This is a genomic window from Cognatishimia activa (assembly GCF_026016445.1).
Classification (GTDB): Bacteria; Pseudomonadota; Alphaproteobacteria; order Rhodobacterales; family Rhodobacteraceae; genus Cognatishimia; species Cognatishimia activa_B.
Genome location: NZ_CP096147.1, coordinates 1,678,940 through 1,701,891, shown reverse-complemented (window position 1 = coordinate 1,701,891; position 22,952 = coordinate 1,678,940). Strand labels below are relative to the sequence as shown.

Below are 22,952 nucleotides of genomic sequence, written 5' to 3'. Positions count from 1 at the left end.
CTGAATCACTTGCGTTGCGGCCCACAACTTGTCACGCTTAGACTCAGAACACTGAGTCTAAGGAGACCTACTTGGCCACCAGCGCCCTGACCCCACCGCCCACAAATGAAACCGTGAAAGAAGTCTTGATCGAGTTTCCCGACAATCGTTTGCTCATTGATCTCTGCGGAGAATACGATCGGAACTTGGCGGATATAGAGCAAAAGCTCGGTGTTCAGATCATCCGAAGAGGCAACCAACTGGCAATCCATGGGGACACTGGTGCGCAGCTTGAGGCGCATGAGGTTCTTCAGGCGCTCTATCAGCGGCTTGAAAGCGGTAAAGCCGTAGAAGCGGGTGACATTGACCGCGAAATTCGCATGGGTAATGCCGAACGAGGTACGGGTGCGCGCGATGGCGACCAGCTTGAGATGTTCAAGGGTGGCCCGGTCGAGATTAAAACCAAGAAGAAACATGTCGAACCGCGCACCGACGCTCAGAAGGCCTATGTGCAAAGTCTGTTTCAGAATGAACTCGCCTTTGGCATCGGACCAGCAGGGACAGGTAAAACCTACCTCGCTGTGGCGGTGGGCGTCAGCATGTTTATCTCAGGAGAGGTGGACCGGATCATCCTGTCGCGCCCAGCCGTTGAGGCAGGTGAAAAGCTTGGCTATCTGCCGGGCGATATGAAGGACAAAGTCGATCCTTACATGCAGCCGCTTTATGACGCGCTGAATGATTTCCTGCCCAGTAAAATGCTGGCTAAGCTGATCGAAGAGAAAAAGATCGAAATCGCGCCTTTGGCCTTTATGCGGGGCCGCACTTTAGCGAATGCCTTTGTTGTGCTGGATGAGGCGCAGAACGCGTCGACGATGCAAATGAAAATGTTCCTGACCCGTTTGGGTGAAGGCAGCCGCATGGCCATCACAGGCGACCGGTCACAGGTCGATTTGCCGCGCGGCGTGCAGTCTGGCCTGAAGGATGCTGAGCGCCTACTAAAAGGCACAAAAGGTATCAGTTTCAACTACTTCACGGCTGATGACGTTGTGCGCCATCCTTTGGTTGCCGCGATCATCAAGGCCTATGACGCGGATGCCGAACGCGCCTTGGCAGAGCCTAGACGTCCAAGTCAAAAACAATAATCCCGTCACCGCCACCAACGCAGAGCTGGCTGAGCTGACCACCCAATTCTTTGTGAGTAGGGTGGTTGGCATAGTTGTCCAGGGCTTGGGCATCAGTGAAACGGATGACAAAGCCTCGGTCATAGGCTTGTGATTTCATTTCGAAATCAAGATTTGGCCCGTGATCAAAGGCTATTACCCCGTCAAGTTTCAGACTGAAATCTTCCAGCGCATTGATCGCAGCTTTTGAAGCGTCTTCAGAGATATCATCTCGAAAACTGCAGAACACACAGTGCAGTATCATAATCCCATCCCTATCTGACTTCGTTTCAATTTTGCTGTTCACCCTAAGGCTTTCGGGCTATGGCGAACAGATGGAGATTGATGTTGTCATTGAGGATGATCGCTGGGTCGATCATGATCTGCGAACGCTCGCTGATAAAGCGGGTGAGGGCGTGCGCTTAGCGCTAGCACTAAGTGCGGAATGGGAAGTCTGTATCATGGCTTGCAACGACGCGCGTATCGCTGATCTTAATGCGGAATTTCGAGAAAAGCCGACACCAACAAATGTGCTCAGTTGGCCGTCCGAAGAGCGGGGCGCTGAGATCGATGGTGATGAACCTCTTGCGCCAGAAGGACCTGATCCAGAACTTGGAGATATCGCCATCTCCTATGAAACCTGTGCGCGCGAAGCACAGGAATCTGAAGTGCTTTTTGAGGATCACGTGACGCATCTGTTGATCCATGGTATCTTGCATCTTCTTGGCTATGATCACATCCGTGACCAAGATGCCACTTTGATGGAAACATTAGAGACAAAGATACTTGGCAAAATGGGTATCGCAGACCCATATAGAGAGACAACGGGGTAACCCCCCATTTTGGAAAGGTACGATGGGCGACAGCACCGACGGGTCTTCTAGCGCAGCGCAAAGCGCGCAGGGAGATTCCCAGATACAGAGTAAATCCGGTGGTTTTTTCCGCCGACTAATGGAAGCTATCAGCCCTGCAGATGCAGGTGATGAGCTCCAAAACCCTCACGTTGAACGCGAATTCACGCCGACTCCAGGCATGATCAACTTGCGCCGTATGCGGGTTGAAGATGTGGCTGTGCCAAAGGTGGATATTGTTGCGCTCTCGGCAAACATGAGCCGGGAAGAGGTTGTTAACGCGTTTCGCGAAAGCGGGCTGTCGCGTCTGCCGGTCTATGACGGCACGCTGGATACGCCGATCGGGTTTTTGCACCTGAAAGACATGGCGTTGAAATATGGGTTCAATGGCGCTGGCGGTGGATTTGCACTGCGCGCCATGGTGCGCCCGTTGCTATTTGTGCCGCCTTCCATGCCTATCGGTGTTCTGCTGACCAAAATGCAGACCGAACGTCGCCATATGGCGCTCGTCATCGATGAATACGGCGGCGTGGACGGTTTGGTGACCATCGAAGACTTGATTGAACAGGTCGTCGGTGAAATCGAAGACGAACACGACCAGGCAGAAGTCGCGCTTTGGACACAGGAAGCGCCTGGCTGTTACTTGGCTTTGTCCAAAACACCTCTGGATGAGTTCGAAGCTGAAATCGGCCGGTCTCTCAGTGCCCATGATGAAATCGATCCTGAAGAGATTGATACGCTGGGGGGCCTCGTCTTTATGCTTGCTGGCCGTGTTCCGGCGCGGGGCGAGCTAGTGGTGCATCCTGATGGGACCGAATTCGAAGTCATCGACGCTGATCCACGCCGGATCAAACGTCTGCGCGTAATGCTGACCGAAGCGCAGCAGCATGTGGCTGAATAAGGCCTTCGATCAATTCAAAGAACAGCCGCGCTTCGTGCGCCTCGCCGTGCCCATTTTATTGGGCATGGCAGCTGGACTTGGGCAGGCCCCTTTTGATCTGCCGCTCATCTCTCTCATCGCTTTTGCTGTTGTCTTTGGATTGCTCAGCACTGTTGAAACGGCAAAGCAGGCCGGAAAGTTAGGCTGGCTTTTTGCCCTTGGATATTTTTGCCTGACGCTGCAGTGGCTCGTGTCTCCCTTTTTGGTCGAACCTGAAAAACATGCCTGGATGGCCCCCTTTGCCGTGTTTTTTCTGGCAGGTGGCCTTGCGCTCTTTTGGTCTGCAGCCTTTGCGGTCTCACAACGACTGGGCAATGCCTCTCTGCTGATGTTGCTGCCACTCGCGGAACTTGGCCGTGCTTATTTGTTTACGGGTTTTCCTTGGGGGATGCCCTCCTATGGATTGGTGAACACTTGGTTTGGGCAAGCTGCGAGTTGGATCGGTCCACACGGGTTAAACATCCTGTTTCTGATCATCGCATTCGCAGTTTTCAAGGCGGTGATGACATCTTCTCGTGCACAGATCATCGCGGTTTTGGTGTCCATACTTGGCCTCGCCGCGCTTTGGCCTTTGTCAGAAGTACCTGAGCCTTTGGGAAAACCGGTTGGCACCATTCGTCTTGTGCAGCCCAATGCGCCACAGCATGAGAAGTGGGATCCGCTGATGATGCCGGTCTTCTTTGACCGCGCGCTAGAGTTCACATCGGCGGAAGGTTCTCCTGATCTCATCATTTGGCCCGAAACCAGTTTGCCTGCGAGCCTGCCCAATGCCGATTGGGCACTTGAAGAAATGCGGGAAGCGGCGGAGGGTACACCGATTGTCTTTGGGACCAATCGCTTTGATGGGTATTTGATTTACAACGCTGCTGTGTTCATGGATGCCGAGGGGCAGCTTACGCAGACTTATGACAAACATCATCTGGTGCCATTTGGAGAATATGTGCCATTTGGGGATATGCTCGCGCGCTTTGGAATTCATGGCTTGGCAGCTTCAGAGGGGCGCGGCTTTAGCGCGGGCCGTGGCGCTGAGTTGATGGACTTAGGGCCTCTTGGCACGGCGCTTCCATTGATTTGCTATGAGGCGGTCTTCCCGCAGGATGTCATTGCCGCCAGAGATCGCCCCGCGTTCTTGATGCAAATCACCAATGATGCGTGGTTTGGCGCTTTTTCGGGGCCGCACCAGCATTTGGCACAGGCGAGAATGCGCGCCATTGAGCAAGGATTGCCAATGGTGCGTGCGGCAAACACTGGTATCTCAGCGCTCATTGATGAAAAGGGGCGTGTTTTGAATGCGTTACCTCTAAATGAGGCGGGGTTTATTGATGTGTCGTTACCTAGACCTAAACCGGCGACGCTTTATAGCCACACAGGTGATCTTCCGGTGGCGCTTCTCTTGACCTTGGGGCTTCTGACCCTTTGGATAAAAAGACGCCGTATTTCCAATTGACCTTGTGAGTCCGGCCCCCTAAGTGGGTATCAACTTGCTGTCTGTCACAACGGCTTCCTGGCGTGACAGATGAAATTTAATGGAGCACTTCATGGCCAGACAGAATTACGTTTTCACTTCCGAGTCCGTCTCGGAGGGCCATCCTGATAAAGTTTGTGACCGCATTTCCGACGCAGTTCTTGATGCTTTCCTCGCAGAGGAACCAGAAGCGCGTGTTGCGGCCGAAACCTTTGCCACCACGGATCGTGTTGTGATCGGTGGTGAGGTCGGGCTTTCTGATCAGGACAAGCTGAAAGATTATATGGGCAAGATCGATGAGATTGCCCGCGCTTGTATCAAAGACATCGGATACGAGCAGGACAAGTTCCACCACGAGACCGTGGAAATCACCAACCTGCTGCACGAGCAATCTGCGCATATCGCGCAGGGTGTGGATGCCTCCGCAGACAAGGACGAAGGCGCAGGCGATCAGGGCATTATGTTTGGTTATGCGACCAACGAAACGCCGGACCTGATGCCAGCCCCAATCCAATACGCCCACGCAATCCTGCGGCGTTTGGCAGAGGTCCGCAAATCCGGCGAGCAAGCAGTGCTTGGTCCGGATGCAAAATCGCAGCTGTCTGTGCGCTATGAAAACGGCAAGCCTGTCGGCGTGTCTTCTTTGGTGCTCTCGACCCAACACTTGGATGAAAGCCTGACCAGTGAAGATATCCGCGCTATTGTTGCGCCTTATATCGAAGACGTCCTTCCAGAAGGCTGGCTGACCGCAGAGACCGAATGGCACGTGAACCCAACTGGGAAATTTGTCATCGGCGGTCCTGATGGCGACGCAGGGCTGACAGGTCGTAAGATCATCGTGGACACCTACGGTGGCGCAGCGCCGCATGGCGGCGGGGCCTTCTCTGGGAAAGACCCAACCAAAGTGGACCGTTCCGCAGCCTACGCTGCGCGCTACTTGGCGAAGAACGTCGTGGCCGCAGGTCTCGCAGACAAATGCACCATTCAGCTCTCTTATGCGATTGGTGTATCAAAGCCTTTGTCCATCTATGCGGACAGCTACGGCACAGGGCAGGTGGGTGACGCAGCGATCGAAGCAGCAGTAGCACAGGCGATGGACCTGACACCACGTGGCATTCGCGAACATCTGCAAATGAACAAGCCAATCTACCAGCGCACTGCAGCCTACGGGCATTTTGGTCGGACGCCAGATGCCGACGGGGGTTTCAGCTGGGAGCGCACCGATTTGGTGGATACGCTGAAAGCATCGGTCTGACTGATCGAGATACCTTTGAAAGCGCGGTCCAAGTGGCCGCGCTTTTTCGTTATAGGAACCTATCGTGGCCTTGACCAATCAGTTGCCATACGGCAGATGAGCGCCACCTGAGAGAGGCCCATCATGTCTGACGACCCAAAGCAAAGCGACACACATCCATCTGGCGCTCCATGGCGTAACTTTTACGGCCGCTTCAAAGGCAAGGGGCTGCGGAAGTCTCAAGAAGCCTATCTGGATGAAGACCTCGCCAAACTCTCACCGGGTGCGGTCGATTGGGACGTGAATCCAGATCGCGAAAAGATCGATCTGAATGCGCTTTTTGGTGGTAAAGACGTCTGGCTGGAAGTCGGGTTTGGCGGCGGTGAGCACATGGTACATCAGGCCGTGAGCAACCCGGATGTCGGGTTCATCGGCTGTGAACCATATATCAACGGTGTGGCTATGTTGCTCGGTAAAATCCGCGACGCGGAAGCTGAAAACATCAAAGTACACCCGGGGGATGCGCGCGATATGTTTGATGTGCTTCCAGAACAATCGATCTCCAAAGCATTTTTACTCTATCCTGATCCATGGCCAAAGAAGCGCCACCATCGTCGTCGCTTTGTCACGCCAGAACATCTGGAGCCTTTGGCTAAAGTCATGCAACCCGGTGCAATTTTCCGCGTGGCGACGGATATTGAAGACTATGTGCGCCAGACCTTGGAAGAGGTGCCTAAGGCTGGCTTTGAATGGCTGGCCGAGCGTCCAGATGACTGGCGCCATCCCTGGGATGATTGGATTTCCACGCGCTACGAACAAAAAGCCCTGCGCGAAGGTCGGACACCGCATTATTTAACATTCCGGCGACTTGGCTAAGTGATGTGAAGGGGGCTTTGCCCCTCTTGGCGTGCCGCCAATTCACCCCAAGGTATTTTTTGCCAAAAAGAAAATACGGTGATCTTTCTGATCACCGCCTTGCCCCATGGACCTTGCTGACCTTCTGCGCTAACAGCCTTGTAAAGATACTTCGAGGATAGCGCTTATGTCTGGCCACGGCACCCCCATTCCAATGACATCCCGCCCCTGTGGCCCTCTGAAAGGCGAGGCCAATGTGCCGGGCGACAAGTCGATTTCGCACCGCTCCCTGATCCTCGGAGCCCTTTCTGTGGGAGAGACCCACATTACCGGCCTTCTGGAGGGCGAGGATGTGATCGACACTGCGAAGGCGATGCGCGCCTTTGGCGCAGAAGTCATTGAACACGGCGGCGGAGAATGGACCGTGCATGGTGTGGGCGTTGGGGGGTTTGCTGAGCCTGAGAACGTGATCGATTGCGGCAATTCTGGCACGGGCGTGCGACTGATCATGGGGTGCATGGCAACCACGGGTATTTCTGCGACTTTTACAGGAGATGCATCCCTGAACAAACGCCCGATGGCGCGGGTGACAGACCCAATTGCATTGTTTGGTGCTCAGTCGGTAGGGCGTTCAGGTGGGCGTCTGCCGATGACGATCGTGGGCGCTGCAGATCCGATCCCTGTGCGCTATGAGGTGCCAATGCCATCCGCGCAGGTGAAATCTGCGGTTCTACTTGCAGGTCTGAACGTGCCGGGCAAAACCGTGGTCATCGAAAAAGAAGCAACGCGCGATCACACAGAGCGCATGTTGCAGGGTTTTGGCGCAGAATTGACAGTGGAAGAGACCGACGAAGGTCGCGTTATTACCCTGACTGGGCAGCCTGAACTTAAGGCGCAGAACATTGTGGTGCCACGTGACCCGTCTTCTGCGGCTTTCCCGGTTTGTGCAGCCATCATCACGCCGGGATCCGACGTGCTTGTGCCAAATATTGGCCTCAACCCAACACGCGCGGGGCTTTTCACCACGCTTAAAGAAATGGGCGCGGACCTGACCTTTGAAAACGAGCGTGAAGAGGGTGGCGAGCCCGTGGCTGATCTGCGCGCGAAGTTCTCTCCAGACCTGAAAGGCATCGAAGTTGATCCGGCGCGCGCTGCAAGCATGATTGACGAATACCCTGTGCTTTCCGTTGTGGCCTCCTTCGCGGAAGGCGACACCGTGATGAAGGGTGTTAAGGAATTACGCGTGAAGGAATCTGACCGCATCGATGCGATGGCGAAGGGCCTGCGCCTGAACGGTGTTGACGTCGAAGAGGGTGATGATTGGTGGATCGTTAAAGGCCTGGGTCATGGTAATGTACCAGGTGGCGCCACTTGCGAGAGTGTTTTGGATCACCGCATTGCGATGAGCTTTATGGTCTTGGGCATGGCCACGCAAAAGCCTGTCAGCGTGGATGACGGTGGCCCAATCGCGACCTCTTTCCCGATCTTTGAAAGCCTGATGGGTGATCTGGGTGCGCAATTGGTGCGAACCAATGGTTGAAACACGAGTCACCATTGCGATTGATGGTCCGGCGGCCGCGGGAAAGGGTACAATTTCCAAGGCTGTGGCCAGAGAGTTGGGCTTTGCACACCTTGATACAGGCCTTCTCTATCGTGCGGTCGGAGCAAAGGTATTGGCGGGAGCTGAGGCGGTTGACGCTGCGACCTCTTTGACAGCTGAAGACTTGGAGGCAGGCAACCTGCGCACTCCGGAAGTGGCGCAATCCGCGTCTAAAGTGGCCGTGATCGCAGAAGTTCGGGCGGCATTGGTTGACTTCCAGCGCGCCTTTGCACGGCGTCTGGGCGGGGCGGTTTTGGATGGCCGTGATATTGGCACGGTGATTTGCCCCAATGCTGAGGTGAAACTCTTTGTGACAGCCTCCGCTGAAGTACGTGCTGAGCGGCGCTATCTTGAACTGTCAGCTTCAGGTCACGACGTGACCCGCGATGATGTACTGGCGGATGTCAAAGCGCGGGACGAGCGCGATATGAACCGCGCCGAGGCGCCGTTAAAGCCCGCAGAGGATGCGGTTTTGATTGATACGTCGGAGCTGGATATCGACGCGGCTGTGGCAAAGGCGTTGCAGGCGATCATGGATAAAACCGCTCACTAATGGGTTAACCCAGCGCGCGCGCGATGCGGCGATAGGGGATGTCACCTTTGAAAAAGCGTTCCCCTTCAGGGGAATAGCCGTTGCGTTCATAAAAAGGCAGCGCGCTTTCGCGGGCGTCAAACCAGAAGGTTTCGGCACCGTTGGCTTGGGCTTCCTTAAGCAGATGGGAAAGCATTTTGGTGCCGATGCCCTGTCCTTGGAATGCAGGGTCCGTTGCAAATTTGCGCAGGCGGATGCCGGGTTCTTCCCAAAACAAAGACGCAACACAGACAAGCTTTTTATCAAGATAGCCACCGAAGTGCAGCGCGTCCTCGTCCCCATCGACCTGAGACTGGGCAATCGGGTGATCAGGCCACAACACCTGCTGGCGAAGGGGGAGTGTGTCTTCGGCGCCAACAGATTTAATTTGGAAACTCATAAATCGGATGCAGCCTAGTTCTTGCTTTTTTTGTAGAGAATATTGTCGATCTCTTTATTGGTGCGATTGATCTCTTTAATCAGATCATCGCGTTTGTTTCTATAGGGCTTCTGGCGGGTCATTTCATCGCGTGTATCGCGCAGAGCAGCCACGGCTGCTGAATCTGACATCTCCCCGTTTTGCATGCCCAGAAGAATGCCGTCGATCTGACCTTTGAACTGCTCTGCTGATTTTTCATCGGAGTATAGCGGATGGTTCATCTGCTCAAAGAACTCGCTCATCAACCACTCGTCGATTTCTTTGCGCATGACGTTTCCGCGCGCTGGCAGCACTTGAAATTCTTGGCCATCTGGCATGTCTCTTGCGATGTCGTCCCGCCCACGCTGCATGCGGCTATGATAGACGGCCAGCAAATCCTCTTCTGCGGGCCCCGCCAATTCTAAGGCCTGCCGAACCGAAGCTGAATATTCCCTGTCGACGTCAACAAGTTCAGCACCAAGCGCAGCGTAGACCATTTTCAGATAAGCGCTTTGCAACCATTCGGTTTTCCATGTGTTGTTCGCGTTTCCGCCTTGGGCTAGGCCGTGTTGCTGCACAACATAGGCACGTTCGACGTCACCCATGCGCCTGCGAAGATCGCGAGCGACTTCATCTGTGGCGTCCGCATCTGCAAGATGGCCCTTGATGACCTCAAATGTCTCAAAGGCCTGTTGCAGACTGTCGCGTTCGCCATCAGTGAAGGTGCCTCCTCGATTAAAAATCAGCTGTTCCTGACGATAAATGGCTTCGCGCAGCAGGCTGTTATAGGTGCCATCCCAGATGTGCAGATCCTTTTTGATGATACCAGAAGGTACATCGACGCTATGAATGCTGAGTTCTGCCTGCAAATTGTCGATGAGATTGCGCAGGGCAACATGTTCAAGACTATCTGGCCCATCGTAGCTCGGCAAAGCGCTTGGGGTGAAGTTAACCTGACGATCCTGGTCATTCGGATCCGCACGGCGTTCAGCAGGAGAGACAATACGCTGAAGAGGGCCCCCGTTGTCGTTGTTTATTTGAGATGCCGAATTCCTCCATCGCGTCAAACGTGCGCGATACTCGGGGTTTCTGGTCTGTGAATATAGCGTATCCAGCTCATCGCGTACGCGCATCAAATCTTGCAGCGCAACACGCTTTTGGTCGCTAGTTGTTCGGGAGTTCTGCAAAAGCGTATCGATCTCGGCCATGCGATTCAAAAGGGGGTCTGCGCGTTCCAAGACGTCCTGCGCTGCTACTGGGGCCGCCAATATCAGCGTTGTGGCCAATGTAACCAGAAGTGAGCGTAAAGGGTGCCGCATGAGATGTCTCCGAGGGTATTGTTAGAGATGTGTTGCGGGCACTATGACATAGCAGCGCCGTAATCCGCCTTTTATTGCAACGTCTTTACAGAACTGTGATTGCGTTGAAGGGCTTGCAAACAAGGCCTGTTCGGCATATACGCGCGCCTGTCTGACGACCGTTAAGAGTCGCAAATCTGGTGAGCAGGGCCCAAGGGAAACCTTCGGCCCTTGTTGTTTGTTTGTTTTCACCTGTGTTTGCAACGCCTTAGATGCGGTTTTGGATGTAACGAAACTAAGACCGGCGGAGACAACCGCTCGGCCAGAAAACTTACAAAGGATATGTACGCCACATGGCAATGACATCTATGGAAGAATTCGAAGCACTGTTGAACGAGAGCTTCGAAATGGACACCCCAGAAGAGGGTTCCGTTGTAAAAGGCAAGATCATCGCGATTGAAGCGGGTCAGGCCATCATCGACGTAGGCTACAAAATGGAAGGCCGCGTTGATCTTAAAGAATTCGCAAACCCTGGCGAAGCTCCTGAAGTTTCTGTTGGAGACGAGGTAGAAGTCGACCTGCGCGCAGCTGAAAACGCTCGTGGCGAAGCGGTTATCTCCCGTGAGATGGCACGTCGCGAAGAAGCATGGGATCGCCTGGAAAAAGCATACGCAGACGATGCACGCGTTGAAGGCGCGATCTTCGGCCGCGTTAAAGGTGGCTTCACTGTTGATCTGGGCGGCGCGGTTGCGTTCTTGCCTGGTTCCCAAGTTGACGTACGTCCAGTACGTGACGCGGGCCCACTGATGGGTCTGAAGCAGCCATTCCAAATCCTGAAAATGGACCGTCGCCGTGGCAACATCGTTGTCTCCCGTCGTGCGATCCTGGAAGAGTCTCGCGCAGAACAACGTGCTGAGGTTATCGGCAAGCTGGCAGAAGGCGATGCGGTTGACGGTGTTGTTAAGAACATCACTGAATACGGTGCATTCGTTGACCTGGGCGGCGTTGACGGCCTGCTGCACGTCACCGACATGGCATGGCGCCGTGTGAACCACCCATCTGAGATCCTGACAATCGGTGAAACCGTTAAGGTTCAGGTCATCAAGATCAACAAAGAGACACATCGTATCTCCTTGGGCATGAAACAGCTGATGGAAGATCCATGGGATCTGGTTGCAGCGAAATACCCACTGGAATCTGTCCACACTGGTCGCGTCACCAACATCACCGACTACGGTGCATTTGTTGAGCTGGAAGCCGGTGTTGAAGGTCTGGTGCACGTGTCCGAGATGTCTTGGACCAAGAAAAACGTACACCCAGGCAAGATCGTTTCTACGTCTCAGGAAGTCGAAGTCATGGTTCTGGAAATCGACGGTGCGAAGCGCCGCGTATCCCTTGGTCTCAAGCAGACCATGCGCAACCCATGGGAAGTATTCGCTGAATCTCACCCAGAGAACACAGAAGTCGAAGGCGAAGTTAAGAACATCACCGAATTCGGTCTGTTCATCGGCCTGCCAGGCGACATCGACGGCATGGTTCACCTGTCCGACATCTCTTGGGACGAGCGTGGCGAAGACGCGATCCAGAACTACCGCAAAGGCGACGTCGTCAAAGCGGTTGTGTCCGAAGTTGACGTTGAAAAAGAGCGTATCTCTCTCTCCATCAAAGCACTGGGCGGCGACAAGTTCGCTGACGCAGTTGGCGGCGTGAAGCGTGGCTCTATCGTAACTGTTGAAGTGACCGCGATCGAAGATGGCGGTGTTGAAGTGGAATACGAAGGCATGAAGTCCTTCATCCGCCGCTCCGACCTGGCACGTGACCGTGCAGACCAGCGTCCAGAGCGCTTCAACGTTGGCGACAAAGTCGACGTACGCGTGACCAATGTAGACAGCAAGACACGTCGTCTGGGTCTGTCCATCAAGGCACGTGAGATCGCAGAAGAGAAGGAAGCAGTTGAACAGTACGGTTCCTCTGACTCCGGCGCATCCCTGGGTGATATCCTGGGCGCAGCTCTGAAGGGCGACGAATAAGTCGACTGGCCTTAGGGCTAAAGCAAATATTGGCCTCGCCCACCGGGCGGGGCCTTTCTTATTGAAGGTCTCGTGTCGGTGGTCGGCGAATGATCTTCCTGTGCAACGCGCAGACACCCTACACAAAGAGAAGACCTATAGTGAAACAAGCCCTGCAAGACGCGTTAGATGATCGCGGCTATGAAACCCTGACGCCTGTACAACAGGCTGTCATCAGCGACGAATATGCGGGCAAAGACCTGTTGGTCTCTGCACAGACCGGGTCTGGTAAAACCATCGGTTTCGGTCTGGCTATCGCGCCAACATTGCTTGGCGAAGGCGAACGTTTTGAGCGCGCCGAAGCGCCTTTGGCCTTGGTGATCGCTCCAACCCGCGAGTTGGCCCTTCAGGTGAAACGCGAGCTGGCGTGGCTCTATGCCAAAGCAGGAGCCATTTTGGCCTCTACCGTCGGCGGCATGGACATCCGCACAGAACGCCGCAACTTGGATCGCGGCACACATATCGTTGTCGCCACTCCGGGTCGTCTGCGCGATCACATCGAAAAGGGCGCGATTGATCTGTCCAACGTGCGCGCCGTGGTACTGGATGAAGCCGATGAGATGCTCGATCTTGGCTTCCGTGAAGATCTGGAATTCATTCTGGGCGAATGCCCGGAAGACCGCCAGACGCTTTTGTTCTCTGCCACGGTTCCAAAGATGATCACGGCTCTGGCGAAGAACTATCAAAAAGACGCGATCCGCGTTGTGGTGAAGTCCGAGACCAAACAACACGCAGATATTGAATACCGCGCGATGAATGTGGTTGAGCGTGACGTGGAAAACGCCGTCATCAACACGCTGCTTTATTACGATGCGCCAAATGCCATTGTGTTTGGCAACACCCGCGCAACTGTAAACCGTCTGACGACACGTTTGTCGAACCGTGGGCTTCGGGTTGTGTGCCTGTCTGGCGAGCTGACCCAAGCAGAGCGCACAAACGCGCTGCAAGCGATGCGCGACGGGCGTGCGAATATCTGCGTGGCAACCGATGTGGCCGCGCACGGAATCGACCTGCCGAACCTTGATCTTGTGGTGCATGCCGAACTGCCGGGTAGCCATGAAACCCTGTTGCACCGTTCTGGCCGCACAGGCCGGGCAGGGCGCAAAGGCACCTCTGCTTTGATCGTTACCAAACGGTCCGCCAACAAAGCCAATCGCATTCTCAAAATGGCGAAGCTGAACGCCGAATGGGGTGGGGCGCCGACAGCGGAAGAAGTCTCTGCCCGCGAAGAAGAGCGTATGCTGGCTGATGAGGCATGGACTACACCGGTGAACGAAAGCGAACGCGAAGGTGTGGACAAGCTGACCGAAGCCTTCTCTGCAGAGCAACTGGCCGCGGCCTACCTGCGCCTGCGTCAGCTGTCTCGTTCAGCCCCGGAAGAACTGAATGCCTTCGCCGAAGCCAAACCTCGCCGCAAAGAGGACTTTGGCAAATCCGTCTGGTTCTCTGTCTCTGGCGGTCGTGTAGCCGGTGCAGAGGTACGCCGCCTGCTGCCGATGCTTTGTAAGGCAGGCAATCTGACCAAAGACGATCTGGGCGCGATCCGCATTCAGGAAAACGAAACCTATGTGCAGATTCTGGAAACCAGTGTTGATGGATTCCTGAAATCGATTGGCCCTGATCATAAGGTCGAAGACGCCAAGATCGAAAAGGTAGAGGGTGAGCCAAACCTCGAACGCCCGGAACGCTCCGATCGTCCAAATCGTGGTTTCAAAAGCCGCAAATTTGATGACCGTGGACCAAAACGCGAAGGCCCCCCGAAATTCAAAAAGCCAGGCGGCAAGCGGTTTGATCCGCTGGATGACAAATCTGCCAAGAAACCACACCGTAAGGGTGGTGACGCGGCAGCAGCAAAACCACGTGAGGAAAAACCTTACAAGCCGCGTGACGAGGAAGCTTGGAAAGATCGCAGTTCCAAGGCTGGAAAGCCCAAGAGCAACAAACCTAAAGGGCCACCACCGCCCAAAGGCAAGCCGAATAGCAAGAAGAACAAGGCGCGTGCAGCGGCGCGTGCTGCGGATAAAGGTGGGAATGCACGTCCACGCCGACAACGCGGCTAAAGGCGTTACCTACCGAATAGCAACCGGATCAGGCGTTCTTGGCGCTTGGTATATGGGGCGTAGCGAAGTTTCACTTCGCCCCAAAACGGCTTGCGCATGATCGATTTGTGATGGCTGAAGGCGTCAAAGGACGCCTTGCCATGGGATTGGCCCATACCGCTACTGCCAACACCGCCAAATGGAACAGTTGTTGTGCCAAACTGCATAACAACATCGTTGATGAGCATCGTTCCTGATCTTGTCGCCTCTGCCACGCGCCGCTGTTCATCGGTGTCGTTGCTGAAGAGGTATAGTGACAGGGGTTTGGGCCGCGCATTGATGTGGTCAATGGCTTCTTTAAGGTCTGCAACCTCTATGACCGGCAATATCGGGCCAAAGATTTCATCGGTCAGGGCAGGCGCGTCGACTGGTAGATTTTCTAGGAGCGTTGGCGCAATAAACCGATCCTCACGATCCGACTGACCGCCATAAGAAATACTTTCTTCAGAAAGCATACGCGCCAACCGATCAAAATGTTGATCATTCACTATGCGAGGATAGCTTTTGCTGTTTTGGCTATCTTCGCCAAAGAAGCTTTTGATTTGGCGTGTGAATTCTCGCTTAAAAACTTCCGATGTGCCAGGCAGCGCAATAAGATAATCCGGCGCGACACAGGTCTGGCCTGCATTCAGCGTCTTGCCCCAAGCTATACGTCGCGCCGCCACTTTGATGTCTGCAGAGGAAGTCAATATACAGGGGCATTTGCCGCCAAGTTCGAGGGTGATCGGAGTCAGATGCTCACTCGCAGCACGCATCACGATCCGGCCGACAGCCTCGCTGCCGGTGAAAAAGATATGATCGAAACGCTCCCTCAGAAGCTGCGTGGTTTCTTCCACGCCACCTTCCACAACTTGCACCACGGACCTGGAAAACGAGCGAGCAACCATTTCGGCCAGAAGCCGAGAGACAGAAGGCGTCATTTCAGAGGGTTTTATCAGGGCGCAGTTTCCTGCCGCCAATGCTCCGATCAGCGGGCTCAAAGCGAGCATCAAAGGGTAGTTCCATGGGGCGATAATCAGAACCACGCCTAGCGGTTCTGGCTTAGTCCAGGCTTTCCCTGGCAAATTGTGCAACCCTGTCGAAACGCGTTGGGCTTTCATCCAGGATTTCAAATGCCGACGCGCGTGACGGATTTCAGAATAGAGCAGGCCGATTTCTGTGGCATAGGTTTCAGTCTGTGATTTGCTGAGATCGGTCGCCATCGCCTCAAAAATCGCGGCTTCATTGTCTCGCAGCATACTTTCCAAAGCCGCGAGTTGCTTTTGCCTCCAGGCGATCGGGCGGGTCTCTCCGCCTTCAAAACAGCGCCTCAACGCATTCACCTTGCTTGCTGGAGTCTCTGTCAGCATGACGATCCTTTGCCTTGGATTCCTAATGTCACCATGGCTTTTGCACTCGGATTGTACATCGGTCCCGTTGCGTAAACCGCGAATGCAATAAGGCCGAATCGTTGGTTTATGCTGCTCTGCAGCATTCTTTGCGTGCGCAGAAGTATAGGTCTTCAATCGGCGCAGGTTCGCCTAAATTGCCCCATTGATCGGTATTTTTGTAGGAAATCAGAGGTTTGCCGAGTTTGAAATCCAGTTAATGTTTCCGTTCTTTGGCAATTTGCCTATAGTCGTCTTCGATGCTCGAATAAAAAAACAAATTCCCTGGGGAGTGGACATCGATGATCCGATCGGAACTCATTCAAAAAATCGCCGACGAAAACCCGCATCTTTATCAGCGTGATGTTGAGCGTATTGTGAATACTATTTTTGACGAAATCACCGAGGCCATGTCTCGTGGCGACCGCGTTGAACTGCGTGGTTTTGGGGCCTTTTCGGTCAAGCAACGCGACGCTCGTGTGGGCCGCAATCCGCGCACTGGTGAATCTGTCGCAGTTGAAGAAAAACACGTTCCGTTCTTTAAGACAGGGAAACTCCTACGGGATCGTCTGAACGGGAAAGCCTAAATGCGCTACATTCGCTATGCATTCTTGGCCACGCTGGGCGTGGTTCTGATTTCTGTTGCCCTTGCCAATCGGGGCATGGTGACATTGAACCTTCTGCCAGAGCCTTTGGCACAGCTACTGGGAATGCACTACTCCATCTCACTGCCGCTCTTTGTTGTCATTCTGGGCAGCATCATCGCGGGGCTTCTGATCGGCTTTGTTTGGGAATGGATGCGCGAATATAAAATCCGCGCGGCGGCTGGCCGTGCAGAGCGCGAACTTCAGCAAACCAAACGCGAAGTGCGCCGCCTGAAAGGCAAGAGCGAAGAGGACAAAGACGAGGTGCTGGCGCTTCTGGATGAAGCCAGTTAAACCGACTGCGAGTCTGATGCAGCGCCTCGGACGTTTCCGGGGCGTTTTGTTTTTGGGGAATTGAAATGAAAACACGCGTCAAAATCTGTGGGCTTAAAGATCCGGCCCATATTCAGATCGCGGCGGAGGCTGGCGCGAGCCATGTTGGCTTTGTTTTCTTTGAAAAATCCCCACGTAATGTCAGTGTTTCCCAAGCGCGCGATCTCGCGCTTGAGACCCCAGCGGGGCTCGCCAAAGTTGCTCTGATCGTGAATGCGGATGATGCTTTTATCGATGAGTTACTTGCGCAGGTGCCCATCGACATATTGCAGCTACACGGCAAAGAAACGCCAGAGCGCGTGGCAGAGGTCAAAGCGCGCACAGGTCTGCCTGTCATGAAGGCGATAGGCATTGCTGACGAAGCGGATACCGCTCAGATCGATCTTTACGGCGAGGTTGCTGATCAACTGTTGGTCGACGCCAAAGCGCCGAAAGATGCGGACCTGCCAGGTGGCAATGGTCTGGCCTTTGACTGGAGGCTGGTGAAACGCAAGTTCTGGCCAAAGCCTTGGATGCTGGCTGGGGGGCTGACGCCTGACAACGTTGCCTTGGCAGTTCAGATGACGGGCGCAAAACAAGTGGATATCTCCTCAGGTGTTGAAAGCGCGCCGGGCGTGAAAGACCCAGACTTAATCCGCGCCTTTATCAAAGCTGCACAAGATGAGCCTGCGCCGAAACTTTCGTAGCACTTAGGCATGGAAGTTTCCTGCCAATCGCCCTAAGACAATCGGTAACGATGAGTAAATGAGGCATCCATGGCCAACGATCTTTTCAACAGCTTCATGAATGGTCCCGACGAGAAGGGCCGTTTTGGTGATTTCGGCGGGCGTTTCGTGTCTGAAACCCTGATGCCGCTGATCCTGGATCTCGAGGCGGAATACGAAAAAGCCAAAGACGATCCGACCTTCTGGGCCGAAATGGATGACCTGTGGAAACACTATGTAGGTCGCCCAAGCCCTCTGTATTTCGCACCGCGCATGACTGAGGAGCTTGGCGGGGCCAAGATTTACCTCAAGCGGGACGAGCTGAACCACACTGGCGCGCATAAGATCAACAACGTGCTGGGGCAGATCATTCTGGCGAAACGCATGGGCAAGACCCGCATTATCGCGGAGACTGGTGCAGGCCAGCACGGCGTTGCGACGGCAACGGTCTGTGCGAAGTTCGGTCTGAAATGCGTGGTCTACATGGGTGCGCATGATGTTGAACGTCAGGCTCCAAACGTCTTCCGCATGCGCCTTTTGGGTGCAGAGGTTGTGCCAGTGACTTCTGGTCGAGGCACGTTGAAAGACGCGATGAACGACGCACTGCGTGACTGGGTGACCAATGTTGCCGACACCTTCTACTGCATCGGCACTGTAGCAGGCCCACACCCATACCCAGCCATGGTGCGCGACTTCCAGGCCATCATCGGCAAAGAGGTTCGTTCTCAGCTGGCGGAGCAAGAAGGCGAAGGCCGTTTGCCGGATACCGTGATTGCTGCGATCGGTGGAGGGTCCAACGCAATGGGTCTCTTCTTCCCGTTCTTGGACGACGACAGCGTCAATATCATCGGTGTCGAAGCTGGCGGTAAAGGTGTGAACCAGAAGATGGAGCATTGCGCCTCCCTGACCGGTGGTCGCCCTGGCGTGCTGCACGGAAACCGTACCTATTTGCTGCAAGACGATGACGGCCAGATCCTTGAAGGCTTCTCGATCTCAGCTGGTCTCGACTATCCGGGCATTGGTCCCGAACACGCATGGCTGCATGAAATTGGTCGCGCGAAATACGTGTCGATCACCGACAAAGAAGCGCTGGAGGCATTCCAGTTTGCCTGCCGCACTGAAGGCATCATTCCTGCGCTGGAACCAAGCCACGCCTTGGCCCATGTGATGAAACTGGCGCCAACTCTGCCGAAAGACCATATCCTGGTCATGAACATGTGCGGTCGCGGTGACAAAGACATCTTCACCGTCGCCCGACATCTGGGGTTTGATATGTCCGGCCCTGAAGGGCGTGTGTTTGAGTAAGTCAGAAAGGCGGGCAGGGCCCGCCTTTTTCTTTAGACCAGTTTGTTCCTGATCGCAGTCCGACTTCCAATGTCGCGGGCCATGCTTTGATATTCTGGGAAGTTCGGGCAGGATTGCGGGGAGATATGTGCTTCGGCATCAGGTCTGCCCCGTCGATCAACAAAACAATGCCCTGCCATCTTGCAATCATCACATTTTCGCATGATGCGCAGAGCGCGATCATCGGGTTTTTGCAACATCTGCGCGCTTAGCCCAAATAGCTTACCCATGGACTGCATTTGATGTGCGGCGTTTTCACGAATGCCCATTTTGCGCGCATTCAGAAGTAATTGCTCGCTCATTGGATCTGGTGGGGTGTCATCACTGACGGCGTGCCAGAGCTCTTCACAAGTCTGCCAAAATGACTTCGGTTTGTATTTATTCCGTTTCGCTTCAACTCGCATAATATGCCTCAGGTTTATAAACTGACTTTTGTATGCGCGTTTCCTGAGTGAAGTCTCACATTGATTGTTGGCGGAATTGAGGCAAAGTCGCGGAATTCGGCAGTTTTATTAAGTTAACAGGCTTTTCAGCCATAAACTCTGGTTTATGCCCATCCTCATTTCGTTGATCTTTGCCCGCATAAACCTGCGCTCAATAGAGAAATTCCCGATCCTACCGCATCTGTTTCTCACAGCCAGCGAGCCTGCTGGCGCCAAACACATCGGAGAAACAAATGAAAAAACTACTCGTTACAACTGCCGCTATCGCATTGGGTTTTGCCACGCAGTCTAATGCGCAAAGCTTTACGGATCCGATTGTCGCCGACCTCGTCGCGAATGGATACACGGACATCGAAGTCGAAACTGATGGAGATACTATCATCATCGAAGCCGTGCTCGGCGATACCGAATATGAATTCACCTACGACAGCTCCACCGAAGAACTGCTGGAAACCGAAGAAGAACGCGTCGACGAAGATGACGAAGATGAGCGTGATGAAGAGGATGAAGATGACCTTGAAGATGAGGACGACGAGGATGAAGATGATGAGGATGAAGATGACGACGACGAAGATGACGACGAAGACGATGAAGATGACGACTAACTAGAATAGGGTAACAGGGCTCCGCCTTGAATTTCCCAGTCTAGTCCTGTTTATCCTCAGGCTGGTCCGCGTTGCATCCCCCGAAAGCACGGACCGGCCATTGCCAATGGAGGCACTATGCAACATCGACTGATACTCGCAGCTACCCTGAGCGCCGTTCTGGCAACACCAGCCTTTGCCAATCCGCATGTAGATCGCATCGTGAGCCAGCTTAGGGCGGAGGGCTACACCAGTATCGAAATGGAGCGTACCTGGCTGGGGCGCATTCGGATCGAAGCTGAAAAGGGTGATGTTGACCGCGAGATCGTGATCAATCGCAGCACCGGCGAGGTTCTCAGAGATTATCTTGTGGAAGAAGGGGGCTTGTTCTCGGACGGAGAAGACGAGGACGACGATGAAGATGAGGATGAAGACGAGGAAGAAGAAGGCGAAGAGGACGATAGTGAAGATGACGATGGCGAAGAAGAGGAAGATGATGATGACTCTGAATAGCCAAATGTCTTTTATTCAGATCGTGGGGAAGCCCATTGGATAAAAAACATCTTTTGCTGCTTCTGGCTGTCATTCAGATCGGCTGCGCACTCTTTTTTGTTTCAGAGATCGTATTAACAATATTTGGCGGACGTACTGCGCCGATCAGCTGGCGTCTGCGCGAGTTGCTAGAGATTGGTGCTGCTGTGGGTCTGGTTCTGGGCACAAGCTTTGCCTTTGTGGCGCTTAGAACAGCGCAGAGACAGCAGGCCAAGGCCGAGGAAAGCCTGCGTCAGGTGCAATCTGCGTTTCATGAGCACCTTGAGGAGCGGTTTGAGCAATGGTCGCTCACCAATGCGGAACGGGATGTCGCGTTATTTTCTTTGAAAGGCCTTTCGGTTTCTGAGATCGCTGCTGTGCGCGAGACATCAGAAGGCACCGTGAAAGCGCAGAGCAACGCGATATACCGCAAGGCTGGTGTGAGTGGCCGGAGCCAACTCTTGAGCCTCTTCATTGAAGACCTGATCGAAGATTAACCTGCTGAGTGTTCCTGCAAAATCCGCAGCGGCACAATTTCCAAAGCGCGTCCGTGGGTGGCCGCAAGATGCACCTTGGGTGCACACCCCTCATCGTGGGCCTGCAGAAAACGCGAGGCGCAAAGGCACCAGCTGTCGCCGGGCTTCAGCCCCGCAAAACCAAAATCAGGCCGTGGCGTTGAGAGGTCATTTCCTACGTATTTGGAATAGGCGAGAAACTCGGCCGTCATAACTGCACAGACTGTGTGGCTGCCCGTATCCGCATCACAGGTATTGCAATGACCATCGCGAAAATACCCTGTCACAGGGTCAGTAGAGCAGGGCTCCAGCTTGTCTCCTAAGACGTTTACTTCAGGGTCTTTCTGCATGGTACGCTTCCTTGACTAGCGGAACTTGTCCATCAGTTTCTGCATTGGCGTCCGGTCATCTACCGGTTCGGGTTCTGGCGCCGCATTCTGCGCTGGCTTTTTCTTTGGCTGGCTGGTCGAAGAGCGAGGCGGCGCGACACGCAGCGCCACCGCATTCATGAATTTTCCAGCATCATCCGCAGCCAGATGGGGTGCCCCATCAGAGATACCACGGATCAGGTCGTCGAGCCATTCTTGGTCGGCCTTCGCAAAATCGCGCAGCACGTAGCCAGCGACCGCATCTTTGTGGCCCGGATGACCGATCCCCAAACGCACGCGATCGTAATGCGGCCCCAGATGCTGGTGAATAGAGCGCAGACCATTGTGACCGGCATGCCCTCCGCCGGATTTCACACGGCATTTTCCGGGGGCAAGATCAAGCTCATCATGAAAAACGGTAACGTCTGTGCTCTCAAGCTTATAAAACCGCATGGCCTCGCCCACGGATTGGCCTGAGAGGTTCATGAATGTCTCAGGCTTGAGCAAAACAACTTTTTCGCCGCCAAACTTGCCTTCAGACACTTGGCCCTGAAACTTCTTGCGCCAGGGGGCAAATCCGTGATCTTCGGCAAGCCGATCCAGCGCCATGAAGCCGATGTTATGGCGGTTACCTGCGTATTTGGGGCCGGGATTGCCGAGGCCAACGAAGAGTTTCATTCCAATTGCCTTAATTTGATGCGCGTTTCGCGCAATGGCGTGTCGCGCAGAACCTAGGCGCGGAGAAAGGTTTTTTCAATCATCATTGATGGTTGCGTCGCCACGGTGATGATTTAACAATGCTGCAAAAAACCGGGGCAGGCATGACAGTCTATACGCTTCATGACATTCAAATTGAGGTTCCTGACTGGCTTCAGGGTACAGCCATCGAACGCAAAATTGCCTCAGGTGACTACGAGGGCCAAGAGGCTCATGCCGCGCGCATGCGTGTGAAGCCTGGTATGCAGGTTCTGGAAGTCGGAGCTGGGCTAGGCTACGTCAGCTCCGTTTGCGCGAAAATGGCCGGGCCAGCAAATGTTGTGAGCCTTGAAGCCAATCCCAAGATGATTTCTGCAGCCCGCGCAAACCTCATGCGAAACGGGTGTGGAGATGTTCTTTTGGAGCATGGCGCGGTTGTTGGTAACGGGCATCATTTAGAGACGGTTAATTTCCGCGCTGGCGGGCTGTTTTGGGGAGGCTCGACGCTGTCGGTTGGTGAAAAGCGGCAAGACATGATCTCTGTGCCGGCCTACCGTATCCGGCCTTTGCTGATGGAGGTGCGGCCGCGTTTCGTCATGTTGGACGTAGAAGGCGGCGAAGCAGATCTGTTCAAAAAGCCATGGCCATCTTTTGTGCGCTTTGTTGTGTTGGAACTGCATCCAAAGAAATACGAAAACACCACAATCAAAGAGATCGTGGATTGTATGTCAGAAAGCGGTCTGACCTATGATCCCGTTACATCACGTGGACGCACACTTGGGTTTATGCGTGCATAAATCTACTCAATGGCCCATTGAGTGCTGTTATTTTATAACATAGTTGTAGCCCACACGATCGCCAATCATCTCGTCATTCATGGAGAG

Annotated in this window: 25 protein-coding genes and 1 riboswitch; of the genes, 18 read left to right on the top strand and 7 right to left on the bottom strand. The window is 54.2% G+C overall.

From position 1 onward, the window contains the following. Positions 1 to 71: 71 nt before the first annotated feature. Positions 72 to 1,121 (top strand): PhoH family protein, encoded by a 1,050-nt coding sequence (locus tag M0D42_RS08465; protein ID WP_265018181.1) that lies wholly within the window; start codon positions 72 to 74, stop codon positions 1,119 to 1,121. Here the strand turns inward: M0D42_RS08465 and M0D42_RS08460 are convergent. Beyond that, positions 1,096 to 1,404 carry a Dabb family protein gene (locus M0D42_RS08460; protein WP_265018180.1) on the bottom strand — a complete coding sequence of 103 codons (309 nt, stop codon included), beginning with the start codon at positions 1,402 to 1,404 and terminating at the stop codon, positions 1,096 to 1,098. The genes M0D42_RS08465 and M0D42_RS08460 overlap by 26 nt on opposite strands. A gap of 70 nt (positions 1,405 to 1,474) precedes the next feature. Here M0D42_RS08460 and ybeY point away from each other — a divergent pair, with 70 nt between their 5' ends. The 7 genes from ybeY (at position 1,475) to cmk (ending at position 8,637) form a co-directional block, all read left to right on the top strand. Further along, complete coding sequence (gene ybeY, locus M0D42_RS08455) at positions 1,475 to 1,972, top strand: rRNA maturation RNase YbeY (RefSeq protein WP_265018179.1); 498 nt, start codon at positions 1,475 to 1,477, stop codon at positions 1,970 to 1,972. A gap of 22 nt (positions 1,973 to 1,994) precedes the next feature. Then, on the top strand, positions 1,995 to 2,891 hold the full coding sequence (locus tag M0D42_RS08450; RefSeq protein WP_265018178.1) for a hemolysin family protein: 897 nt from the start codon (positions 1,995 to 1,997) through the stop codon (positions 2,889 to 2,891). After that, on the top strand, positions 2,878 to 4,377 hold the full coding sequence (gene lnt, locus M0D42_RS08445; protein WP_265018177.1) for an apolipoprotein N-acyltransferase: 1,500 nt from the start codon (positions 2,878 to 2,880) through the stop codon (positions 4,375 to 4,377). The genes M0D42_RS08450 and lnt overlap by 14 nt, the downstream gene beginning before the upstream one ends. A 38-nt stretch (positions 4,378 to 4,415) precedes the next feature. Continuing rightward, positions 4,416 to 4,464, top strand: a riboswitch (SAM-SAH riboswitch). Positions 4,465 to 4,468: 4 nt separating this feature from the next. Then, the gene (gene metK / locus M0D42_RS08440) at positions 4,469 to 5,650 is read left to right on the top strand and encodes a methionine adenosyltransferase (protein WP_265018176.1); all 1,182 of its coding nucleotides are present in this window, start codon (positions 4,469 to 4,471) and stop codon (positions 5,648 to 5,650) included. A 123-nt stretch (positions 5,651 to 5,773) separates the two neighbouring features. Next, positions 5,774 to 6,505 (top strand): tRNA (guanosine(46)-N7)-methyltransferase TrmB, encoded by a 732-nt coding sequence (gene trmB, locus M0D42_RS08435; protein WP_265018175.1) that lies wholly within the window; start codon positions 5,774 to 5,776, stop codon positions 6,503 to 6,505. Positions 6,506 to 6,671: 166 nt separating this feature from the next. After that, on the top strand, positions 6,672 to 8,024 hold the full coding sequence (gene aroA, locus M0D42_RS08430; protein WP_265018174.1) for a 3-phosphoshikimate 1-carboxyvinyltransferase: 1,353 nt from the start codon (positions 6,672 to 6,674) through the stop codon (positions 8,022 to 8,024). Beyond that, positions 8,017 to 8,637, top strand: coding sequence for a (d)CMP kinase (cmk, locus tag M0D42_RS08425; RefSeq protein WP_265018173.1), 621 nt, complete (start codon positions 8,017 to 8,019; stop codon positions 8,635 to 8,637). The genes aroA and cmk overlap by 8 nt, the downstream gene beginning before the upstream one ends. 4 nt (positions 8,638 to 8,641) lie before the next feature. On the opposite strand, the gene M0D42_RS08420 is transcribed toward cmk, so the two are convergent. Further along, positions 8,642 to 9,055 (bottom strand): GNAT family N-acetyltransferase, encoded by a 414-nt coding sequence (locus M0D42_RS08420; RefSeq protein ID WP_265018172.1) that lies wholly within the window; start codon positions 9,053 to 9,055, stop codon positions 8,642 to 8,644. A gap of 14 nt (positions 9,056 to 9,069) precedes the next feature. Then, the gene (locus M0D42_RS08415) at positions 9,070 to 10,392 is read right to left on the bottom strand and encodes a hypothetical protein (RefSeq protein ID WP_265018171.1); all 1,323 of its coding nucleotides are present in this window, start codon (positions 10,390 to 10,392) and stop codon (positions 9,070 to 9,072) included. Positions 10,393 to 10,724: 332 nt separating this feature from the next. Here M0D42_RS08415 and rpsA point away from each other — a divergent pair, with 332 nt between their 5' ends. Both rpsA and M0D42_RS08405 read left to right on the top strand, forming a co-directional pair. Next, positions 10,725 to 12,401 (top strand): 30S ribosomal protein S1, encoded by a 1,677-nt coding sequence (rpsA, locus tag M0D42_RS08410; RefSeq protein ID WP_265018170.1) that lies wholly within the window; start codon positions 10,725 to 10,727, stop codon positions 12,399 to 12,401. Positions 12,402 to 12,541: 140 nt separating this feature from the next. Then, on the top strand, positions 12,542 to 14,500 hold the full coding sequence (locus M0D42_RS08405) for a DEAD/DEAH box helicase (RefSeq protein ID WP_265018169.1): 1,959 nt from the start codon (positions 12,542 to 12,544) through the stop codon (positions 14,498 to 14,500). Between the two features lie 5 nt (positions 14,501 to 14,505). Here the strand turns inward: M0D42_RS08405 and M0D42_RS08400 are convergent, their stop codons facing one another. Then, entirely contained in the window at positions 14,506 to 15,888 is a 1,383-nt protein-coding gene (locus M0D42_RS08400) for an aldehyde dehydrogenase family protein (protein WP_265018168.1), read from the bottom strand. A 320-nt stretch (positions 15,889 to 16,208) separates the two neighbouring features. On the opposite strand from M0D42_RS08400, the gene ihfB reads away from it, so the two are divergent. From ihfB to trpB, 4 genes are all read left to right on the top strand, one after another. Then, entirely contained in the window at positions 16,209 to 16,493 is a 285-nt protein-coding gene (gene ihfB, locus M0D42_RS08395; RefSeq protein WP_058315462.1) for an integration host factor subunit beta, read from the top strand. Then, positions 16,494 to 16,844 carry a LapA family protein gene (locus tag M0D42_RS08390; protein ID WP_265018167.1) on the top strand — a complete coding sequence of 117 codons (351 nt, stop codon included), beginning with the start codon at positions 16,494 to 16,496 and terminating at the stop codon, positions 16,842 to 16,844. A gap of 65 nt (positions 16,845 to 16,909) precedes the next feature. Beyond that, positions 16,910 to 17,569, top strand: a complete 660-nt coding sequence (locus tag M0D42_RS08385) for a phosphoribosylanthranilate isomerase (RefSeq protein WP_265018166.1) — start codon at positions 16,910 to 16,912, stop codon at positions 17,567 to 17,569. Between the two features lie 69 nt (positions 17,570 to 17,638). Then, on the top strand, positions 17,639 to 18,892 hold the full coding sequence (gene trpB / locus M0D42_RS08380) for a tryptophan synthase subunit beta (RefSeq protein WP_265018165.1): 1,254 nt from the start codon (positions 17,639 to 17,641) through the stop codon (positions 18,890 to 18,892). Between the two features lie 32 nt (positions 18,893 to 18,924). Here trpB and M0D42_RS08375 read toward each other — a convergent pair whose 3' ends face one another. After that, the gene (locus tag M0D42_RS08375) at positions 18,925 to 19,233 is read right to left on the bottom strand and encodes a hypothetical protein (protein ID WP_265018164.1); all 309 of its coding nucleotides are present in this window, start codon (positions 19,231 to 19,233) and stop codon (positions 18,925 to 18,927) included. Between the two features lie 374 nt (positions 19,234 to 19,607). Between M0D42_RS08375 and M0D42_RS08370 the strand changes: the two genes are divergently transcribed. The 3 genes from M0D42_RS08370 (at position 19,608) to M0D42_RS08360 (ending at position 20,986) form a co-directional block, all read left to right on the top strand. Continuing rightward, positions 19,608 to 19,979, top strand: a complete 372-nt coding sequence (locus tag M0D42_RS08370; protein WP_265018163.1) for a hypothetical protein — start codon at positions 19,608 to 19,610, stop codon at positions 19,977 to 19,979. A gap of 117 nt (positions 19,980 to 20,096) precedes the next feature. Then, complete coding sequence (locus M0D42_RS08365; RefSeq protein WP_265018162.1) at positions 20,097 to 20,471, top strand: PepSY domain-containing protein; 375 nt, start codon at positions 20,097 to 20,099, stop codon at positions 20,469 to 20,471. 35 nt (positions 20,472 to 20,506) lie between these two features. After that, positions 20,507 to 20,986, top strand: coding sequence for a helix-turn-helix transcriptional regulator (locus tag M0D42_RS08360; RefSeq protein WP_265018161.1), 480 nt, complete (start codon positions 20,507 to 20,509; stop codon positions 20,984 to 20,986). Here M0D42_RS08360 and M0D42_RS08355 read toward each other — a convergent pair. Next, the gene (locus M0D42_RS08355) at positions 20,983 to 21,354 is read right to left on the bottom strand and encodes a DUF2237 family protein (protein ID WP_265018160.1); all 372 of its coding nucleotides are present in this window, start codon (positions 21,352 to 21,354) and stop codon (positions 20,983 to 20,985) included. The two genes, M0D42_RS08360 and M0D42_RS08355, sit on opposite strands and share 4 nt — an antisense overlap. A gap of 15 nt (positions 21,355 to 21,369) precedes the next feature. Next, positions 21,370 to 22,050: an aminoacyl-tRNA hydrolase gene (gene pth, locus M0D42_RS08350; protein WP_265018159.1), complete on the bottom strand. Its 681-nt coding sequence runs from the start codon at positions 22,048 to 22,050 to the stop codon at positions 21,370 to 21,372. A gap of 119 nt (positions 22,051 to 22,169) precedes the next feature. Here pth and M0D42_RS08345 point away from each other — a divergent pair, with 119 nt between their 5' ends. After that, the gene (locus M0D42_RS08345; protein WP_265018158.1) at positions 22,170 to 22,865 is read left to right on the top strand and encodes an FkbM family methyltransferase; all 696 of its coding nucleotides are present in this window, start codon (positions 22,170 to 22,172) and stop codon (positions 22,863 to 22,865) included. Positions 22,866 to 22,952 lie beyond the last annotated feature (87 nt).

Excerpts from the sequence above, each read along its gene's own strand:
- cmk (WP_265018173.1), top strand. The coding sequence starts at position 8,017 with ATGGTTGAAACACGAGTCACCATTGCGATTGATGGTCCGGCGGCCGCG.
- M0D42_RS08370 (WP_265018163.1), top strand. The coding sequence starts at position 19,608 with ATGAAAAAACTACTCGTTACAACTGCCGCTATCGCATTGGGTTTTGCC.
- M0D42_RS08400 (WP_265018168.1), bottom strand. The coding sequence starts at position 15,888 with ATGCTGACAGAGACTCCAGCAAGCAAGGTGAATGCGTTGAGGCGCTGT.
- lnt (WP_265018177.1), top strand. The coding sequence starts at position 2,878 with ATGTGGCTGAATAAGGCCTTCGATCAATTCAAAGAACAGCCGCGCTTC.
- metK (WP_265018176.1), top strand. The coding sequence starts at position 4,469 with ATGGCCAGACAGAATTACGTTTTCACTTCCGAGTCCGTCTCGGAGGGC.
- rpsA (WP_265018170.1), top strand. The coding sequence starts at position 10,725 with ATGGCAATGACATCTATGGAAGAATTCGAAGCACTGTTGAACGAGAGC.
- M0D42_RS08355 (WP_265018160.1), bottom strand. The coding sequence starts at position 21,354 with ATGCAGAAAGACCCTGAAGTAAACGTCTTAGGAGACAAGCTGGAGCCC.
- pth (WP_265018159.1), bottom strand. The coding sequence starts at position 22,050 with ATGAAACTCTTCGTTGGCCTCGGCAATCCCGGCCCCAAATACGCAGGT.
- M0D42_RS08385 (WP_265018166.1), top strand. The coding sequence starts at position 16,910 with ATGAAAACACGCGTCAAAATCTGTGGGCTTAAAGATCCGGCCCATATT.
- M0D42_RS08450 (WP_265018178.1), top strand. The coding sequence starts at position 1,995 with ATGGGCGACAGCACCGACGGGTCTTCTAGCGCAGCGCAAAGCGCGCAG.
- trpB (WP_265018165.1), top strand. The coding sequence starts at position 17,639 with ATGGCCAACGATCTTTTCAACAGCTTCATGAATGGTCCCGACGAGAAG.
- M0D42_RS08460 (WP_265018180.1), bottom strand. The coding sequence starts at position 1,404 with ATGATACTGCACTGTGTGTTCTGCAGTTTTCGAGATGATATCTCTGAA.
- M0D42_RS08345 (WP_265018158.1), top strand. The coding sequence starts at position 22,170 with ATGCTGCAAAAAACCGGGGCAGGCATGACAGTCTATACGCTTCATGAC.
- M0D42_RS08365 (WP_265018162.1), top strand. The coding sequence starts at position 20,097 with ATGCAACATCGACTGATACTCGCAGCTACCCTGAGCGCCGTTCTGGCA.
- ybeY (WP_265018179.1), top strand. The coding sequence starts at position 1,475 with ATGGAGATTGATGTTGTCATTGAGGATGATCGCTGGGTCGATCATGAT.
- M0D42_RS08420 (WP_265018172.1), bottom strand. The coding sequence starts at position 9,055 with ATGAGTTTCCAAATTAAATCTGTTGGCGCCGAAGACACACTCCCCCTT.
- M0D42_RS08375 (WP_265018164.1), bottom strand. The coding sequence starts at position 19,233 with ATGAGCGAGCAATTACTTCTGAATGCGCGCAAAATGGGCATTCGTGAA.
- M0D42_RS08415 (WP_265018171.1), bottom strand. The coding sequence starts at position 10,392 with ATGCGGCACCCTTTACGCTCACTTCTGGTTACATTGGCCACAACGCTG.
- trmB (WP_265018175.1), top strand. The coding sequence starts at position 5,774 with ATGTCTGACGACCCAAAGCAAAGCGACACACATCCATCTGGCGCTCCA.
- aroA (WP_265018174.1), top strand. The coding sequence starts at position 6,672 with ATGTCTGGCCACGGCACCCCCATTCCAATGACATCCCGCCCCTGTGGC.
- ihfB (WP_058315462.1), top strand. The coding sequence starts at position 16,209 with ATGATCCGATCGGAACTCATTCAAAAAATCGCCGACGAAAACCCGCAT.
- M0D42_RS08390 (WP_265018167.1), top strand. The coding sequence starts at position 16,494 with ATGCGCTACATTCGCTATGCATTCTTGGCCACGCTGGGCGTGGTTCTG.